This window comes from Streptomyces sp. NPDC051180, from assembly GCF_040689545.1.
Taxonomy (GTDB): domain Bacteria; phylum Actinomycetota; class Actinomycetes; order Streptomycetales; family Streptomycetaceae; genus Streptomyces.
This window is the reverse complement of sequence record NZ_JBFBBC010000008.1, coordinates 35,101-53,125: the sequence shown is the minus strand read 5'-3', so window position 1 is coordinate 53,125 and position 18,025 is coordinate 35,101. Positions and strand designations below refer to the sequence as shown.

General features: G+C 74.7%; 12 protein-coding genes and 1 tRNA gene. 5 read left to right on the top strand and 8 right to left on the bottom strand.

The genetic code is table 11. The annotated features are described in order from the left end of the window. The first annotated feature begins 244 nt into the window (after nt 1–244). From AB0424_RS16310 to AB0424_RS16295, 4 genes are all read left to right on the top strand, one after another. The gene (locus AB0424_RS16310; protein ID WP_366305860.1) at nt 245–3,610 is read left to right on the top strand and encodes an ABC transporter permease; all 3,366 of its coding nucleotides are present in this window, start codon (nt 245–247) and stop codon (nt 3,608–3,610) included. 101 nt (nt 3,611–3,711) lie between these two features. Beyond that, nucleotides 3,712–6,513, top strand: coding sequence for an FtsX-like permease family protein (locus AB0424_RS16305; RefSeq protein WP_366306230.1), 2,802 nt, complete (start codon nt 3,712–3,714; stop codon nt 6,511–6,513). Continuing rightward, nucleotides 6,510–7,481: an ABC transporter ATP-binding protein gene (locus tag AB0424_RS16300; protein ID WP_366305858.1), complete on the top strand. Its 972-nt coding sequence runs from the start codon at nt 6,510–6,512 to the stop codon at nt 7,479–7,481. The genes AB0424_RS16305 and AB0424_RS16300 overlap by 4 nt, the downstream gene beginning before the upstream one ends. 98 nt (nt 7,482–7,579) lie before the next feature. Continuing rightward, on the top strand, nt 7,580–8,170 hold the full coding sequence (locus AB0424_RS16295; RefSeq protein ID WP_366305856.1) for a hypothetical protein: 591 nt from the start codon (nt 7,580–7,582) through the stop codon (nt 8,168–8,170). A 54-nt stretch (nt 8,171–8,224) separates the two neighbouring features. On the opposite strand, the gene AB0424_RS16290 is transcribed toward AB0424_RS16295, so the two are convergent. The 8 genes from AB0424_RS16290 to AB0424_RS16255 all read right to left on the bottom strand — a co-directional run bounded on the left by AB0424_RS16290 (nt 8,225) and on the right by AB0424_RS16255 (nt 17,566). After that, a complete protein-coding gene (locus AB0424_RS16290) occupies nt 8,225–8,659 on the bottom strand; it encodes a GNAT family N-acetyltransferase (RefSeq protein WP_366305855.1) in 435 nt (144 codons plus the stop codon). Between the two features lie 25 nt (nt 8,660–8,684). Then, nucleotides 8,685–9,371, bottom strand: a complete 687-nt coding sequence (locus AB0424_RS16285) for a hypothetical protein (RefSeq protein ID WP_366305853.1) — start codon at nt 9,369–9,371, stop codon at nt 8,685–8,687. After that, nucleotides 9,368–9,790 carry a thioesterase family protein gene (locus tag AB0424_RS16280; protein ID WP_366305851.1) on the bottom strand — a complete coding sequence of 141 codons (423 nt, stop codon included), beginning with the start codon at nt 9,788–9,790 and terminating at the stop codon, nt 9,368–9,370. Before AB0424_RS16280 ends, AB0424_RS16285 begins: the two co-directional genes overlap by 4 nt. Before the next feature lie 2 nt (nt 9,791–9,792). Further along, nucleotides 9,793–11,457: an energy-dependent translational throttle protein EttA gene (gene ettA, locus AB0424_RS16275; RefSeq protein WP_365217384.1), complete on the bottom strand. Its 1,665-nt coding sequence runs from the start codon at nt 11,455–11,457 to the stop codon at nt 9,793–9,795. Nucleotides 11,458–11,738: 281 nt separating this feature from the next. After that, a complete protein-coding gene (locus AB0424_RS16270) occupies nt 11,739–13,181 on the bottom strand; it encodes a Cys-Gln thioester bond-forming surface protein (RefSeq protein ID WP_366305849.1) in 1,443 nt (480 codons plus the stop codon). Between the two features lie 224 nt (nt 13,182–13,405). Further along, on the bottom strand, nt 13,406–13,948 hold the full coding sequence (locus tag AB0424_RS16265; RefSeq protein ID WP_366305847.1) for a single-stranded DNA-binding protein: 543 nt from the start codon (nt 13,946–13,948) through the stop codon (nt 13,406–13,408). Between the two features lie 152 nt (nt 13,949–14,100). After that, the gene (locus AB0424_RS16260; protein WP_366306228.1) at nt 14,101–15,927 is read right to left on the bottom strand and encodes a GTP-binding protein; all 1,827 of its coding nucleotides are present in this window, start codon (nt 15,925–15,927) and stop codon (nt 14,101–14,103) included. A gap of 10 nt (nt 15,928–15,937) precedes the next feature. Continuing rightward, nucleotides 15,938–17,566 (bottom strand): dynamin family protein, encoded by a 1,629-nt coding sequence (locus tag AB0424_RS16255; RefSeq protein ID WP_366305846.1) that lies wholly within the window; start codon nt 17,564–17,566, stop codon nt 15,938–15,940. A 293-nt stretch (nt 17,567–17,859) separates the two neighbouring features. Here AB0424_RS16255 and AB0424_RS16250 point away from each other — a divergent pair. Then, a tRNA-Arg gene (locus AB0424_RS16250) sits at nt 17,860–17,932 on the top strand. Nucleotides 17,933–18,025 lie beyond the last annotated feature (93 nt).

Below are 18,025 nucleotides of genomic sequence, written 5' to 3'. Positions count from 1 at the left end.
CGGCCCCTCACCCGGCTCCTGGCACCACCCCCGGCGCCCCTGGTCGACCGGCCCGGACCACCGGCCGGGCATGGAACAACAGATTCCGGAGACTGAACCCCGAATAACGGTCACAATCGCATCAAGGTCGGTCTGCAAGCGGTTTCCAGCAGCACGTGCACTCTGAAAGCATCCGGAGAAGGTTTCGGAAGCGTCCGGCGAGTGTTCGACGTGCGCACCGTGTTCAGGGTGGCCAGGGGGACGGGTGACGGGGTTCGTATTTCTGCGCGTCAGGGCGCACCGGCTGCTGCTGTCCGCCGCGCTCCTCGCCGTCCTCCTGACGACGTCGGTGCTCGCCACCCTGGCGGCCTTCTCCGGCGCCATCGGCGACGCGGCGCTCCAGGCCGGTCTGCGCGGCCGGTCGGCGGCGGCCGCCTCGCTCCTCGTCACCGGTCAGGTGACCGAGGCGAAGCGGGCGAGCGCCGAGGCCGCCGTCACCGACGGGATGCGGCGGACCTTCGACGGCCTGCCGGTGACCGTCCGGCGCCTGGAGCGCTCGGGGCCGTACGCGCTCCCCCGCGGCCTCCAGTCCCCCGAGGCCCGCAAGGGCGACCCCGACCTGACGCACTTCGCCGCCCTCGACCGCTCCCGGCTCACCCTCGTCAGGGGCGCCTGGCCCTCGCCGGCCCGGACGGCGGGCGTGGTCGAGTCGGCGCTGCCCGAGGAGGCGGCCCGGCGGCTGCGGATCGCCCCCGGGACCGTCCTCGACCTCGGCGACCGGCTCGACGACGGCCGCCGGGTGAAGACCCGGATCACCGGCGTCTACCGGCCCGTCGACACCGCCGACCTGTACTGGCAGCTGGACCCGGCCGGCGGGCGCGGGGTCCGGACCGTCGCCTTCACGACGTACGGCCCGCTGCTCGTCGACCCCGCCGTCCTCGGCGCCGGGGCGCTGAGCTCCGGCGACACCCGCTGGCTCGGCTCCGCCGACTTCGGCGGCCTCACCACCGACCGGATCGACGCCCTGCGCGCCGCGTCGGCCGAGGGTCCCGAGGCGCTGGCCGCGAACACCACCGCGTTCGGCACCACGATCACCGCGACCACCGCGCTCCCGACCGTCCTCCAGCAGACCCAGCGCGCCCTGCTCGTCTCCCGCTCCACCCTCCTGATCGTCGCCGTCCAGCTGGTGCTGCTCGCCGCGTACGCGCTGCTGCTCGTCGCCCGGCTGCTCAGCACCGAGCGCTCCGGGGAGACGGCGCTGCTGCGGGCCCGCGGCGGCTCGCGGCGCCGGATCGCCGGACTCGCCGGCATCGAGGCGCTCCTCCTCGCCCTGCCCGCGGCGATCGCCGCACCCCTGCTGTCCGGACCCCTCACCCGGCTCTTCGCCGAACGCTCCGCCCTGTCCTCCCTGGGCGTCGAGCTCGACACCACCCCCTCGCTCATGGTGTGGCTGGTCGCCGCCGCCGTGGCCCTGCTGTGCGCCGCCGCCGTCGTCGCGCCCGCGCTCGCCGCGGGCGACGACGCCGCCGTCTCGCTCCGCAAGGCCCGGTCGGCCTCGCTGCCCGGCCCGGTGCGCGCGGGCGCCGACATCGCCCTCCTCGCCATCGCGGGCGTCGCCTACTGGCAGCTCCAGCGGCCCGCCGCCGCGGGCGGCACCCTCGGCACCGACGAGGCCGGCGGCGGCTCCATCGATCCCGTGCTCGTCGCCGCGCCCGCCCTCGCCCTGCTCGCCGGCACCGTCCTGACGCTGCGCCTGCTGCCGCCCGCGGCCAGGCTCGCCGAGCGGCGCGCGGCGGGCGGCCGCGGGCTGTCCGCCGCGCTCGCCGGCTGGCAGTTCAGCCGCCGGCCGCTGCGCGGCGCCGGCCCCGTCCTCCTCCTGGTCCTCGCCGTCGCGATGGGCATGCTGGCCATCGGGCAGAGCGGCTCGTGGGAACGCTCGCAGCGCGACCAGGCCGACTTCCGCACCGGGGCCGACGTCCGCGTCCTCGGCGCCGGTCCCGGAGAGCCGACGGAGACCGAACGGCTGGCCGCCGTCCCGGGCGTGACCGCCGTCGCGCCGGTCTACCGGGCCACCATGGACGCGGCCGGGAAGACCGCGACCGTCCTGGCCGTGGACACCCGCAACGCCGCCGGCCTGCGGCTGCGCCCCGACCTCGCCGGCGTCCCGGCCGCCTCGCTGCTCGCCCCGCTCGCCCCGAAGGCCGTCGTCCGGCCCGGCCTGGCCCTCCCCGCAGGCACCCGGACGCTCGCCGTCGACCTGCGGACCACCGCGCCCGCCGGGACCCCCGGGACCCGTGTCACCGCCGTCCTGGAGGACCCGAGCGGACTCCCGTCCCGCCAGCTCCTGGGCACCCTGCCGTCCGACGGGCGCGGCCACCGGCTGACCGCCGACCTCGGCGCCCTCACCGCCGGCCCCGGCACCGACGGGAGCCGCGGCTCCGGCGGCCTGCTGACCCTCACCGGCCTGGAGGTCGCCGGCCAGATCGCCGACGGCGCCCGGCACACGCAGACCCTCACCGTCGAGCGCTTCACCACCGTCCGCGCCGACGGCACCGAGCGGGTCCACGCCCCCGGCGCGGTGCTCGCCTCCTGGACCTCCGCCTTCGCGCAGACCGAGTACGGCGACCCCGGCGACAGCGGCCCGGCGAGCGGCACCGCGGGCGATGCCGGGCCGGGCGGCCGCCCGGCGCCGTACTCCCTCTCCTTCGTCGTCGCCGGAGCCGACGTCGCGTCCGGCAACTGGGAGATCGAGGAGTTCACCCTGCGGGCCGACGCCCCGGGCCCCAAGCCGCCGAAGTACCTGCCCGCGGTGGCCACCGAGGCGTTCATGGCCGCGACCGGGGCCAAGACCGGCGACCGGATCGAGGTCGCCCTCGACGGCCGCCGGGTCGACGCCGTCGTCACCCGGGTGGTCAAGGAGCTGCCGACCACCGGACCCGGCTCCCGGACGGCCTCCGCCACCGCGCCCGTCGCCACCCCCGAGGACGGCGGCGCGATCCTCGTCGACCTGGCCTCGGTGAACCGGTTCCTGGCCGGCGGATCCGACCCGACCGCGACCGTGCCGGCCACCGAGTGGTGGCTCACCGTCGCCCCCGGCCGCGCCGACGACGTCGCCACGGCGCTGCGCTCCCGCCCCAACGCGGACCCCGCCCAGGTCCTCGTCCGCGACGAGGCCGCCGCCGACCTCCTCGGCGACCCGCTCGGCGCCGGCCCCAACGCCGCCCTCATGGCCGTGGCGGCGGCCGCCGCCGCGCTCGCCGCCGTCGGCTTCGCGGTCGGCTCGGCCGGCGCGCTGCGGGAACGCTCCGCCGAGTTCGGCATCCTCCAGGCCCTCGGCACCCCGCGCCGCCGGCTCGCCCGGCTCATCGCCGCCGAACAGGGCGTCCTCATCGGCATCGGGCTGCTCGTCGGCATCGGGCTCGGCACCGTCCTGGCCCGCGCGGTCGTCCCGCTCGTCGTCCTCACCGGCCAGGCCGCCCGCCCCGTCCCCGCCGTCCTGGTCGAACTGCCCCTCGGCCAGGTGGCCCTGCTCCTCGCCGGAGTCGCCACCCTCCCGCTGGCCATCGTCGCCGCGATCGCCCTGCGCCGCACCGACCCGGTCGTCACCCTGCGCCACCAGGGGGACCACTGATGCCCACCGCGGACCGCGAGCACCCCGAGTCCTCCCCCGGCGCCCCCGGCACGGACCCGGCCGACACCGACACCCCCGCCGCACGCAGGAAGGCACCCGACATGGCCCCGTCCCGGTCCGACAAGCCCGCCCGCGCGGTGGCGCCCTGGGTGCGGACCCGGCTGCGGACCGCGCCCTGGGCCGCCGCCTCGCTCGCTCTCCTCGTGCTCGTCACCGCGTACCTCGCGGCAGCGCTGCCGCGGGCCGTCGACGCGTACGAGACGGAGGGCCTGCGCCACGACATCCGGGCCGCCGCGCCCCGCAGCAGCGTCCTCGAACTGACCGCCCAGGCACCCGGCCTGGAACGCCTGGAGCAGCGCGAGGCGGGCCTGGCCCCCGCCGTGCTCCAGCGGCAGCGCGACCAGGTCGCCGGCCTGCTGCCCGACCCCCTGCGCGTCGACCCGCGCCAGACCGTCCACGGCGTCCGCACCGTCAAGCGGGTCGAGGGCCTCGACCCCTGGCTGCCGCGGCCCGACGGGATCTCCCCCGAGTTCGTCCTCTCCTCCCCCTCCGAGCTGGCCGGGCACACGAAGCTCCGGCAGGGCCGGCTCCCCGCGGGCACCGCCCGCCGCCCCGAGGCGGTCGTCACCGCCGCGACCGCCGCCTCCCTGAAGCTCAAGCCCGGCTCCGTCGTCCACGTCCCCGGCCGGGTCAGCGCCGAACCGATCGCCGTGACCGTCACCGGCGTCGTCGAGCCGGTCGGACCCGCCACCGCGTACTGGGCCGTGGAACCGCTGCTGCGCACCCCCGCGCTGGCCCCGCTCGTCGGCGACGAGGTGAAGTACTACTGGCAGGGCGCCCTGCTCCTGTCCCCCGAGTCGGCGCCCGCCGTCCTCTCCACCATCGGTGAACCGGAGGTCTTCTTCCGGTTCGTGCCCACCTCCGACCACCTCTCCGGCCGGGACGTCGACCGGCTCACGGCCGCCCTGGACTCCGTCTCCGGCGGACCCGACCTGGTGAAGATGCGCCGGGTCGTCGGCCCCACCGGTGCCCTCACCACCGAACTCGACGCCCTCGTCGACTCGTACCGCTCGATGCGCGACGCCATCAACCCCGTCGTGGCCGTCGCCGTGTTCGGCATCGGCGCCGTCGCGGCCGTCGTCCTCGCCATGACCGGCGGCCTCTTCGTCGCCCGCCGGGACAGCGAACTGGCGCTGATCCGCTCCCGCGGCGCCTCCCTCAGCGGCATCGGCCTGCGGCTGCTCGGCGAGACCTCGGCGGTCGCCGTACCGGCCGCGGCGCTCGCCCTCGTCCTCGCGGTCGCCACCGTGCGCGGCCCGGCCGGCGACGGGACGGGCGGCATCCCGCTCACGCCCTCCCTCCTCGCCGCCGCGGCCGTCGCCCTCGTCGCGATGCTCGTCCTGCCCCTGCGGGCGGTCGTCGTCCACCGCACCCCGCGGCTGCACGGCGGCCGCGACGACCTGCTCACCGCCCGGCCCTCCCGGCGCCGCACGGTCCTCGAACTCACCGCCCTCGTCCTCGCCGTGGGCGCCGTCGCCTCGCTGCGGCTGCGCGGCACCGCCGACGCCGGCGACCACCTGGTGAGCGCCGCCCCGGTCCTCGTCGGCCTGATCGCGGCCATGCTGCTCGTACGGATCTACCCGCTGCCGCTGCGCTGGGCGGCCCGCCCGGCCCGCCGGCTGCGCGGGGCGGTCGGACCGCTGGCCCTGGCCCGCGCCGGACGCTCCTCCTCGACGGGCACGCTCCCGCTCCTGGCGCTGGTCCTGGCGCTCACCACGGCGGCCTTCGGCGGTTCCGTCCTCGCCGGCGTCGCCGCCGCCCGCGACCGGGCCGCGCTCCTGACCACCGGCGCGGACGCCCGGATCGGCGGTTCGGTCGAGTGGACGCCGCTGCCCTCGGGACTCACCGAGACCGTCCGCGGCACGGCGGGCGTCCGGGACCTCACCGCGGTCCAGGTCGAGTACGGGGTGTCGCTGCCGTCCTCCGAGGGCACCACCGCCCTGCCGATGAGCGCCCCGCTCGTGGGCGTCGAACCCGCCTCGTACGCGCGGCTCGCGGACCGGACCGGCTTCGGCGCGTTCCCGGCCTCGCTCCTCGCCTCCACCGGGCGGGGCGGTCCCGGCGCCGTCGCGGACACCGAGCGGGTCCTGCCCGCCGTCGCCTCGCCGGCGGTCGCCGAACGGCTCGGCTCCGCGCCCCTGGAGATCGTCTCCGCGGCGGGCGTCTTCCGGGTCAAGGTGGTCGCCGTCCGCACGACCACGCCGGCCCTCTCCGACGCCGACTTCCTCCTCGTCAACGCCGCCGACCTCACCCATCCGACGCCCACCGCGCTCCTCGTCACCGGGACGCCGGACGGCGCCGCGCTGCGGGCCGCCGTGAAGGGCTCGGACGGCGCCCTCGCGGTGACGATGCGCGACGAACAGCGGGCCGCCTACGTGGACTCGCCGCTCCAGTCGGGCGCCGAGGGGATCTACCTCGGCGCGATCGGCGCGGGCGCCGGCTACGCCGTGGTGGCGGTGCTGCTGTCCCTCATGCAGAGCGCGCCGGAACGCACCAAGCTCCTCGCCCGGCTCCGGACGATGGGCCTCACCCGCAGGCAGGGCCGGCGGCTGCTCGGCCTGGAGGCCCTGCCGCAGGCGGTCCTCGCGGCCCTCGGCGGAACGCTCGTGGGCTGGGCGACGGTCCCGCTGCTTGCCCCGGGCATCGACCTCTTCCGGCTGGCGCTCGCGGCGGCGCCGGGCTTCGCCCCACTGGACAGCGCCCCGCTGCGGGCGGACCCGTGGTCCCTGCTGCTGCCCGCGCTCGGCGTCGTCGTCCTGACGGGACTGGCGGCGGCGGGACAGGCGTGGTGGGCGGGACGCAGGGGCTCGATCAAGGAACTCAGGGCAGGAGACGCACGATGACGCAGACCGGGACGACCCTCTCGACCGCCGCTTCGGACACCACCCTGGAGGAACTGGAGCGGCGGGCCACCGCCCGGCGCGACCGCCCCTCGTACGGGCACGACGCCCTCATCGCCTGCGACCGGCTCGTCCGGATCTTCACCACCGACGGGGTGGAGGTGCAGGCGCTCCAGGGACTCGACCTCCTCGTGAAGGAGGGCGAGCTGATGGCCCTGGTCGGCGCCTCCGGCTCCGGCAAGTCCACGCTGATGAACATCCTGGCCGGACTGGACGTGCCGACCGCCGGCGCGGCCCGGGTCGCGGGCAGCGACCTGCTCGCGATGGACGGCAAGGCGCGGCTGCGCTACCGGCGCGAGGTCGTCGGCTTCGTCTGGCAGCAGACCGCCCGCAACCTGCTTCCCTACCTGACGGCCGCCCAGAACGTGGCCCTGCCCATGCAGTTGCGCGGCCGCTCGAAGAGGAAGGCCGAGCGGGCGGAGGAACTCCTGAAGATGCTGGGCATCGCCGAGGCCAGGGACCGTCGTCCGCACCAGCTCTCCGGCGGCCAGCAGCAGCGGGTTGCCATCGCGGTCGCCCTCGCCAACAACCCGGCCGTCCTGCTCGCCGACGAGCCGACCGGCGAACTGGACTCCGCCACCGGCGAGCAGGTCTTCGCCGCCTTCCGCCGCGCCAACGAGGAGCTGGGCACCACGATCGTCATCGTGACCCACGACCAGGCCGTCGCCTCCGAGGTCCGCCGCACCGTCGCCATCCGCGACGGCCGCACCTCCTCCGAGGTGCTGCGCCGCACCGAGGTCGACGAGCTGGGCCAGGAGTCCCTGGTGGCACGGGAGTACGCGATGCTCGACCGCGCGGGCCGCCTCCAGCTCCCCGCCGAGTACACCACCGCCCTCGGCATGGAGCACCGCGTCGCCCTCGAACTGGAGCAGGACCACATCGGGGTGTGGCCGGACGACGCCGAGCACTGAGCCGTACGCGGTTTCCGCCCGGCCCGCCGCAACCGCGCACGCGCCACGGGCGTCCCCGCCCGGGGAACCGGCTGCCGACGTCGTCCACGGGGGTACCGATGCGCAAGGCCCTGCCGTACACCGGGGCGCTGCTCGTGCCCGCCGTCGCGGGAACGCTGCTGTGGTGGTGGGCGGCCCGGAGCCTCGGCGGTCCGCACGGGCTGCCGACCGCGCTCGCGGTCGCCGGGGGCCTCGCGCTGGCCGCCGTCGCCCTCCTGGCGCACGACGCGCTCTTCCGCGAGGGCGGGAGCATCGCCGCGGCCGTCCTGATCCTGGCGGGTCTGACGGCGGTGTGGGTGGAGGCGCGGGACGACGCCGTCCGCGGCGCGGTCGCCGACTGCGTCGTCGTGGGCAAGGCGAAGGTCACCCACCACCCGACCTTCGGCGAGGGCGCGCCGGCCGCGAAGACCCTCTTCCACCACACCCTGCGCTGCTCCGGCGGCTATCCCACCGCGTTCTCGGCCGAGGAGCGGATCGCCGAGCCCGGCGGCGCGGTCCGCATCGCCTACGACCCCGCCCACCGCATGGACCCCGTCCTCGCACGGCAGAACGAGGCCCACGGCTCCCCCGTGGTGCCCGCCTCCCTGCTCGCGCTCTCGGCCGTCCTCTCGGTGGCCGCGATCGCCCGCGAGGGCCGCGGGGAGCGGTGAGGGGGGCGGGTTCCGGAGGTCCGGCCGGCGGGCCCGGCGCGGTGCCGGACCGGCTCAGGCCGTCAGGTCGACGAGTCCGGCGGCGGTGGGCCGGAAGCCGCAGCGCTCGTGGAAGGCGGCGAGGTGGGGCTCGTAGTCCACGTGCAGCCAGTGCGCACCGCGCTCGCGGGCGGCCGCGGCGGCGGCGCGGACGAGGGTGACGCCGAGTCCCCGGCGGCGCTCGTCCGGATGGACGGTGGTGTCGAGGAGGAAGGCGTGCACGCCGCCGTCGCCGACGACGTTCACGTACCCGACGAGCCGCCCGTCCCGGCGGGCGGTGACGCGGAGCATGCTGCGGGCGAGGACGGGACCGAAGTCGGTGTCCCGGTGCCCGGGCCAGGCGGCCCGGAACAGGGTGTTGAGCTCGTCCCCGGTGAGGGGCCCGTCGACCTCGACCATGCGGCTGCCCCGGTCATCGGACGCTCTCGCGGATCCGGCGGTCTCGTTCACCCGGCGGTCTCGTTCCCGGTCTCGTTCACCCGGCGGACGCGGTCGGCGTGACGCTCAGGGAGATCAGCGAGGTCGGCGCGGTGCGCAGGGCGATCGAGCCGTACGGGGTGCGCAGCCGGAGCCAGGGCCCCGAGGCGAGGAGCGCCACGGGCGTCTCCCCGGTGGCCGGCGGCAGGAAGCCCAGCGACTGGGCGGCGTGCACGGCCCGCAGGGGCAGGCCGGTGGCGCCGAGGGTCCGGGACCAGATGTCCCGGCCGATCCGGTCGCGCTCGGCCGTGGTGCGCCGGTCCTCGGGCAGCTCCGCGTCCCGCGCGCGGAACTCGGCGACGGCCGCGGCGACCGCGCCCCGCATCTCGGCGCTGCCGGGCAGCCCCTCGACGGGCCGCCAGCCGGTGCGCGGCGGCAGGACGCCCGTCCAGGGCGGTCCGGTCACCGTGTCCGGGACGACGGCCTTGCCCGACGACTCCTCGATGCCTTCGAGGAGTTCGCCGGCCGAGACCGTGACGTCGAGGTCCACGGCGTCGACGAGCAGCGCCGTGCGGATCGCGAGGACCTCGAAGGACGGCGGCCGCCCGAAGACGGCCAGCGCCCCGCCGCCCGCCTGGAGGCGGACGGCGGCGGCCCGGTCGTACCGGACCAGCCGGGTCAGGAAGGCGGCGAGGGCCGCCGCCTCCCTGGCGTCGGCGAAGTGCAGCGGGGCGAGGACGGTCATGCGGCGGCGGTCATCCCGTCGTCCACGTACTCCTGCAGGAAGCTGCGCTCCTCGGCGGTGATCCGCCGCGGGCGCTGCGCCTCCAGGTCGAAGGGGACGACGACCGTGGCCGCCCGGACGTACGTGACGTCCGGGTCCTTGATCTCGTACGCGATCGTCAGCGACGCCGCGCCTATCTTCGTGACCCACGACTCGATGGTCACCGGCTGGTGCCGGTGGACCAGCGGCCGCACGTAGTCGATCTCGTGCCGGGCCACGACGGACCCGCCGGAGAACGAGGGGGAACCGTCCCCCGGCGCCAGCCGGAACATGAAGTCGATCCGCGCCTCTTCCAGGTACCGCAGGAAGACGACGTTGTTGACGTGCCCGAAGGCGTCCATGTCCGACCAGCGCAGGGGACAGCTGTAGATGTGGCGCACGCTCAGCCTCGGGTCAGCTTCTTGTACGTGGCACGGTGCGGACGGGCCGCGTCCGGGCCGAGGCGCTCGATCTTGTTCTTCTCGTAGGACTCGAAGTTGCCCTCGAACCAGAACCACTTCGACTCGCCCTCGTACGCGAGGATGTGGGTCGCCACCCGGTCCAGGAACCAGCGGTCGTGGGAGATGACCACTGCGGCGCCCGGGAACTCGAGGAGGGCGTTCTCCAGCGAGGACAGGGTCTCGACGTCGAGGTCGTTGGTCGGCTCGTCGAGGAGCAGCAGGTTGCCGCCCTGCTTGAGGGTGAGCGCGAGGTTCAGGCGGTTGCGCTCACCGCCGGAGAGCACGCCGGCCGGCTTCTGCTGGTCCGGGCCCTTGAAGCCGAACGCGGAGACGTAGGCGCGGGAGGGCATCTCGACGTGGCCGACGTTGATGTAGTCCAGCTCGTCGGAGACGACGGCCCACAGCGTCTTCTTCGGGTCGATGTTGGCGCGGCTCTGGTCGACGTACGAGATCTTGACGGTCTCGCCGACCTTGACGGAGCCGGAGTCCGGGGTCTCCAGACCCTGGAGCATCTTGAAGAGCGTGGTCTTGCCGGCGCCGTTCGGGCCGATGACGCCGACGATGCCGTTGCGCGGCAGGGTGAAGGACAGGTCGTCGATGAGGACCTTGTCGCCGAACGCCTTGGAGAGGTTCTCGACCTCGACGACGATGGAGCCCAGGCGCGGGCCCGGCGGGATCTGGATCTCCTCGAAGTCCAGCTTCCGCATCTTGTCGGCCTCGGCCGCCATCTCCTCGTAGCGGGCGAGACGGGCCTTGGACTTGGCCTGACGCCCCTTGGCGTTCGACCGCACCCACTCCAGCTCTTCCCGGAGCCGCTTCGCGCGCTTGGCGTCCTTCTGGCCCTCGACCTTGAGGCGCTCGGACTTCTTCGTCAGGTAGGTCGAGTAGTTGCCCTCGTAGGGGTGGGCGCGACCGCGGTCGAGCTCCAGGATCCACTCGGCGACGTTGTCGAGGAAGTACCGGTCGTGGGTGATGGCCACGACGGTGCCCTTGTACTGGGCCAGGTGCTGCTCCAGCCAGTTCACCGACTCGGCGTCGAGGTGGTTGGTGGGCTCGTCGAGGAGCAGCAGGTCGGGGGCCTCCAGGAGGAGCGCGCAGAGCGCGACACGGCGCTTCTCGCCACCGGAGAGGTTGTTGACCGGCCAGTCGCCGGGCGGGCAGCCCAGGGCGTCCATGGCCTGCTCCAGCTGGGTGTCGAGGTCCCACGCGTTGGCGTGGTCCAGGTCCTCCTGGAGCTTGCCCATCTCGTCCAGGAGCGCGTCCGAGTAGTCGGTCGCCATGAGCTCCGCGACCTCGTTGAAGCGCTTCAGCTTCCCCATGACCTCGGCGGCGCCCATCTGGACGTTCTCCAGGACGGTCTTCGTCTCGTCGAGCTTCGGCTCCTGCATGAGGATGCCGACGGAGAACCCGGGCGACAGGAACGCGTCACCGTTCGACGGCTGCTCCAGGCCCGCCATGATCTTCAGAACGGTGGACTTACCGGCACCGTTCGGGCCGACCACACCGATCTTCGCGCCCGGCAGGAAGCTCAGCGTCACGTCATCGAGGATGACCTTGTCGCCGTGCGCCTTGCGCGCCTTGCGCATCGTGTAGATGTACTCAGCCAAGAGAAACCGTCCGGCAAAGAGTGAGTGGGCAGATACACCCCATCTTGCCTGACCGCCACCCCCAGGCGGAAACCGGTGAGGCGGGAGCGGGGGCGCGGAGGGGGTCGTGCGGGGGGCGTACCGGGCGGTAGGGGTGGATTCGGGGCCCGGGCGTGCGACGACCCCGGGCGCGGATGCGGTCCGGGGTCGTGCGGGTCACGGGGTGGGGCGCTCACGGCGCGGATCACTCCGTGGGGTGGGGCGTGGTGCCGGGCGCGGGGCCCGGCACCACGGGCCCGGGATTACTGGCCTGCGGCCTTCTTCTTGCGGAGGAAGAACACCGCGCCGCCACCGACCACGACGAGCGCGGCGGCGATGCCGGCGATCATCGGGGTGGCGTTGGAGCTGCCGGTCTCGGCGAGGTCGCCGCCGCCGGTGGTGGAGCCGGTGGTGCCGGCCGTGGTGTCACCGGTGGTGCCGGGGGTGGACGGCGAGGGCTCGACCGAGGGGGAGGTGGAGGGGGTCTCGGAGGGCTTCGGGCCGGGGGTGGCCGTCTTGCAGTCCAGGACGCCCTCGAAGGTCTGCTCGAACTCGTTCGGGCCGGTGATGGTGAACTTGTACGCCTCGTCCTCGGCCAGCGGGACCGTGATGGTCTTGGTCTCGCCACCGGGGACGGTGTAGGAGGTGCCCTTCAGCTCGAAGGTCCAGTCCTCGTCACCCGCGTTGGTGGCGACGATGGAGAGGCCGCCCTTCTCGCAGTCCTTGGCGACGGAGACGCCCGGGATGGCGCCCTTCTTGGCCCAGGAGGCGGTGGCCTTGGCGGTCACGGTGGAGTCGCTGGAGCCGGCGAGGATCATCGTCTGGCTCTTGCCCTGGACGCTGACGAACGCGCGGCCGAGCGGGACCTTCGTGGTGGCCTCGGCCTTGATCTCGGCGGTGCCGTCGGCGGTGCCCTTCGGGACGTCGACGAAGACCTCGTCACCGTCCTTGGCCTTGGTGACGGCCTTGCCGTCCTTGTCGACGACGCCGATGCCGGCCGGGGCGCCCGGGACGACCGAGAGCTGCGCCTCGGAGGCGTTGGTGCCGACCTTGATCGGGCCGAGACGGTCGCCGGCCTTGCCGGTGACGGACGACGGGTTGAGGCTGAGGGACGCCTTGGGCTCCTCGACCTGCTTGGCGTTCTCGAGCAGGTAGGCGGTCAGCTTCTGACCCTGCTCGTTGACCGGGGTGGCGTCGACCTTGTCCGAGTAGCGCCAGATCGCGGCCTGCGTGGCGGCGGCGGCGGTCTTCTCGGTCAGACCCTCGATCTTGGTCTTCTCGCCGAGGGCGGCGACCGAGACGTTCGGGTAGGAGTTCTCCAGGATCCAGAGGATCTTGCCCGCGTCGGGGTTGTTGTGGAGGGACGACTGGTCCCAGCCGACCTCCTTGTACTTCTTGCCCTCGTGGGCGCCGGTGCGGAAGTCGATGCAGTAGGTCTGAAGGCTGCCGCCGTTCTCGACCTTCATCTCGAAGAGGCCGCCCCGCTCCTCCCAGACCTGGTCCTTGCCGTTGATCTTCTCGGTGATCTTCACCTTGTCGGAGATCTTCAGCTGGCCGAGCGTGGCGGTCGCGCCGCCGTTGTCACCCGGGCCATCTTCGGCCGCAGCCGGTCCCGCGATGCCTATCGCGCCTGCGGCGACGAGGCCCGAGACCAGAGTGGCAGCGGCAAGGCGGCGAGCAGTGCCCCGCCCACGAACTGAAAACATTGGATTCCCCTCCGGGCGGCGGCTCCGCGAACTTTGGTCGATTCACGTGGGGGGAGCGCACGCCAGCAGACTCACAGACTCGATGGGCTCACGTGCCACACGAGTATTCGGGAATCCTAGGGATGCGGAACCCCTGGGTGCCCGGCCATACGGTCAGATAACCATTCCGTCTCGGAATCGTTATCCACCCTGCGAGTTGGTCGACAAATCCCCACGACGCATGGTCAAGGTGCGGTTACCAGGCGCGTTGTCACCTCCTCCGGCACCACTTCCCAGGGGTCGGGAGGCCCGTCCGGAGACGCACCCGCCGGGACCTCCCGCCCCCGTCCCGAGGCGAGTTCCGGTGCTCCGGCCGACCCGGATCCGGGCACGGATCCGACTCCCGCCCCGGGGCCGGACGCCGTCTCCTGCCGGGCCGCGCGCCGGAAGGCGGCCGTCCCGCGGCTCAGGTCGTGGCCCACGGCGAGCGCGGCGACGTCCACGAACGTCTTGCGCTGCCCGTCCCGCTCGTCCTCACGCACCTTCAGGCGCCCGTGCACCACCAGGGGTTCGCCGACCGACACGGAGGCGGCCAGGTTGGCGCCGAGCGAGCGCCAGGCGGAGACCGTGTAGAAGCTGGTCGGACCGTCGGACCAGGCTCCGTTCTCACGGTCCCAGCGGCGCGCCGTCACCGCGAAGCGGAATCTGGCCACCCCGCCCGTCGCCGTCTCCCGGTACTCCACCGCCGTCGCCACGTTGCCGACGAGCGTCACGGTCGTGTCGTTCATGGGTCGTTCGCCCCCGTTCTCCTGTGTCGTCCTGCTTCGACACCATGCTGGGGCGGAACGCGAAACCCCGCCGGGGCCTGTGGACGGCCGCACGGCGGGGGACAACTCCGCCACCCGGGAGGGTGAAAGGGGTTGAAAGAGGATCGGTGGTGCTATCTCCCCCGAACTCCGGCGCGAGTGGCGCCGAACCGGGTCGTACCGGTGCGGAGTCCACCGACCACCCGGGCCGACGCCCGGGAACCCACCACCGTCGCGTACTGCTCGCGCACCTCCCGGTAGCGCACCAGCTCCGCCGCCACCGGGTCGAGCACCCGGGCCCGCCCGCAGGCCGCCGCCGCCTCGCGCAGACGCCGCTCGGCCTCCTGCCCGTACCGCCGGGCCGGCCCCTTCACCGCGCTCTCGCAGGCCCATTCGACGAGCGGCCCGCCCACGATGCCGCCGACCATCACCAGCACCGGCGGCAGCAGGCCCGGCGGCACGACGCCGACGATCTGGCCCACCAGCCAGAGCGCGCCGAACACCTGCAGGAGCGTCATCACCACCTGGGCGAGCACGGCCGCGGGCCACCAGGCGGGACGCGGCGGCCGGGCCGCCGGATCGCCCACCGTGACCGTCAGTTCGTCCAGGGCCTCGGGCAGCCCCTCCGCCCCGCGGGCAGCCGCCTCCCGTACGGCCTGCGCCCAGGGCGCCGGAAGGCCCCGCGACGCCTCGTCGGCGACGATCCGCACGGCCTGCTCGACCCGCTGGCGCGCCGTCACCTCCTCCTCGGCCGGGGCGGCCGGCCGCGGCCCGGGGTAGCCGTGCGCGCGCATCCGCTCGTAGCGCCGGTAGAGGCGCAGCCAGGGCGTGCCGCAGGCGCGGATGGCGCCCCGGCGCCAGACCCGCTCGGCGGCCTCGCCCGCGGCCTGGGCGCCGACGGCGATCGCGAGCCGGTCCGCGAAGGCGTCCCTGGCCCGCTCGTCGAGACCCGACCGCCCCTCGGTGACGTACGCCGGGCGGAGCCGGGCGGCGGCCGCGTCGACGTCCGCGGCGAGCCGCCGCTCGGGGGCGGTGCGTTCCTGGACGAACCGGGCGACGAGCTCGCGCAGTTCGGGCACGCCCTCGCCGGTGAGCGCGGAGACCGAGAGGACGGTCGCGCCGGGTTCGCCGTGCTCTCCGAGCGCCACGCCGTCCTCGTCGAGCAGGCGGCGCAGGTCGTCGAGGACGAGGTCGGCGGCCTCGGTGCCGAGCCGGTCGATCTGGTTGAGGACCACGAAGGTGACCTCGGCGTGCCCGGAGAGCGGCCTGAGGTAGCGCTCGTGGAGGGCGGCGTCGGCGTACTTCTCGGGGTCGACCACCCAGATGACGGCGTCGACCAGGCCGAGGACCCGGTCGACCTGGTCGCGGTGGGCCGTGACCGCCGAGTCGTGGTCGGGCAGGTCGATGAGGACGAGCCCCTGCAGTTCGGTGTCGGCGGCGCCGCCGGCGAGGGGGCGGCGGCGCAGTCGGCCGGGGACGGCGAGCCGGTCGAGGAGTCCCGCGGCGCCCTCGGACCAGCTGAGCGCGATGGGCGCGGAGGTGGTGGGCCGCCGCAGCCCCGTCTCGGAGACGGGCACGCCGGCGAGGGCGTTGAAGAGCGTCGACTTGCCGCTGCCGGTGGCCCCGGCGATCGCGATCACCGTGTGCCGGGAGGAGAGCCGCTGGCGGGCGGCGGCCTCGTCGAGGACGCGCCCCGCCTCGGCGAGGGCCTCGCTCTCGACCCGGGTGCGGGAGAGTCCGACGAGTTCGTGCAGGGCGTCGAGCCGGGCGCGGAGCGGACCGCCGTACGCCCCGCCGAGCGGCGGCAGCGTGTCCTCCTCCCCGGCCTCCTCCGCCGGGCCCTCCTCGGTGGCGGCGGTCCGTTCGGCCGCCCGCCGGGCGATCAGCCCGTCGTCCCAGCTCTCCCGGCCGCGACCGGCCCCGTCCCGCTCCCGGCCGCCTTCCCGGCCGTCGTACGGCAGGTCCGTCACGTCACTTCTCCTTCTGCAGTACGGAGAGCGCGGCGATGAGCTCCGCCTGCGGCTCGGGGGTCACGTCGAGCGCCTGGAGGGGGGCGAGGCGCCGGTCGCGTTCGGCGTGCAGGACGCGGTCAACGTGCGTGAGGACCAGTTCGCCGCCCTTGTCGCGCAGCCGCAGGGTGGCCTGGGCACCGAGGAGTTCGGCGAGGCGATCGCCGGCGGACCGGGTGCGGCGACCGCCGAGCAGCGACGCGGCGAGCAGCGCGGCGACGGTGTCGGCCTCCGGCAGGGCGGCGCGGGCCGCACGCGGGCCCGAGGGGCGCTCGGCGTCGCGCACCTCCTCCTCGGCCAGCTCCTCCAGGACGCGGCGCCAGCGGCGCACCTCCACGCCGATCCGCTCCGCCGCCTCCCGGTCGCCGCCCGCGCGGGGCGGGCCCAGGGCCTCGGAGGCGGGCTCGCGGCGCCAGGTGTCCCGGACGCGCTCCTCGGCCGCCGAGACCGCGCAGTGCAGGAGGGCGGCGAGGGACTCGGCGAGGGCGTCCAGGAGTTCCTCGGCGCTGCTGTCGCGGGGGTAGCCGCGCCAGCGGGTGCGGGCGTCGCCGGCGAGGACGGCGCCGCGCCCCAGCTGCTGGCGTACCCGCTTGGCCTCCTCCCCGTAGGCGCGCTCGACGACGCCCCCGAGCCGGACGGCGGCGGCGTACTGGGCGGCGACCGCGCCCGCCAGTTCGGGGAGCCGGGCGTCGAGGGAGTCGATGACGCCGGACGCGGTCCGGTCGGCCGCCTGCTGCCGGGCCGCCGGGTCCTCGGCGCGGTGGGCCAGCCAGCCGCGCAGGGCGGCGACCGCGCTGTCGGGCAGGAGTCCGCTCCCCCCGCCCGCCGACTCGGGCAGCTCGGGGACGGTGAAGCGGGGCACGTCGCCGAGCCCCGCCTTGTCCAGCAGCGCCTCGTACTGCCGGGAGACCTCGCCGATGACCTGGTGCGGGACCCGGTCGAGGACGGTGACGAGGGTGGCGTCGTACTCCTTGGCCGTACGGAGCAGGTGCCAGGGCACGGCGTCGGCGTACCGCGAGGCCGTCGTCACCATCACCCAGATGTCGGCGGCGCAGATCAACTCGGCGGCGAGGAGCCTGTTCTCGACGACGAGGGAGTCGATGTCCGGCGCGTCGAGCAGCGCGAGCCCGCGGGGCAGGGAGGCCGCCGTCTCCACCCGGAGGGCGTTCTCCTCCGGCGGGTTCTCCTCGACCGGGTCGTCCTTGTCGGCCTGCGGCAGCCAGACCCGCGTCAGCTGGGGCAGCACCCGCATGCCGGCGAACCAGTGGTGGTCCTCCGGATGGCAGACGAGCACCGGTGTCCGCGTCGTGGGCCTGAGCACCCCCGACTCGCTGACCCGCCGCCCGACAAGGGAGTTGACCAGGGTCGACTTCCCCGCTCCCGTCGAGCCGCCGACCACCGCCAGGAGCGGTGCGTCGGGATCCTTCAGCCGGGGGACCAGATAGTCGTCGAGCTGGGCCAGCAGCTCGGCCCGTGTCTGCCGGGCCCTCGGGGTGTCCGGCAGGGGGAGGGGAAGACGCACGGCGGCGACACGGTCGCGCAGGGCGGAGAGTGCGTCGATCAGCTGAGGCCGTTCGTCCAAGGTCACCACATGCGAAGAATGCCCAATTTATGAGTGTTTTTGAAGCCTATTGCGGCCCTGCGCGCCGAAGAGAGGGGCGGCGGCCGGAAGTCCGGGCATAACGAGTGCACAACACCCGCCGTCCTTGGCGAAAAAAGCGCTGCGCGAATCGCACCTGCCTGCGATTATCGTTCCGCTTCACCGAACCTCCACATCGTGCCACGCAGGTGAAGCAACCGGGCCAAGGCGATCGGAGCCCTATCCTTGTCCCGGCAGGCCACAGCCCACCTCCGGAGGGCTCCCGGCCGCCCAGCCACCACCCGGCCCCCGTAGCTCAGTGGATAGAGCAGGTGCCTTCTAAGCACTTGGCCGCAGGTTCGAGTCCTGCCGGGGGCGCACGACGAGGACCCTCCTTCGGGAGGGTCCTTTTGGCTGGTCATCGCCGGTTCCAAGGGCGGAGCCCCGGGCCGGACACGCCTCCTGGCAGAC

Bases quoted from the DNA above. Each gene is read 5' to 3' on its own strand.
- AB0424_RS16305 (WP_366306230.1), top strand. From the start codon at position 3,712: ATGGCCCCGTCCCGGTCCGACAAGCCCGCCCGCGCGGTGGCGCCCTGG.
- AB0424_RS16300 (WP_366305858.1), top strand. From the start codon at position 6,510: ATGACGCAGACCGGGACGACCCTCTCGACCGCCGCTTCGGACACCACC.
- AB0424_RS16295 (WP_366305856.1), top strand. From the start codon at position 7,580: ATGCGCAAGGCCCTGCCGTACACCGGGGCGCTGCTCGTGCCCGCCGTC.
- AB0424_RS16285 (WP_366305853.1), bottom strand. From the start codon at position 9,371: ATGACCGTCCTCGCCCCGCTGCACTTCGCCGACGCCAGGGAGGCGGCG.
- AB0424_RS16270 (WP_366305849.1), bottom strand. From the start codon at position 13,181: ATGTTTTCAGTTCGTGGGCGGGGCACTGCTCGCCGCCTTGCCGCTGCC.
- AB0424_RS16265 (WP_366305847.1), bottom strand. From the start codon at position 13,948: ATGAACGACACGACCGTGACGCTCGTCGGCAACGTGGCGACGGCGGTG.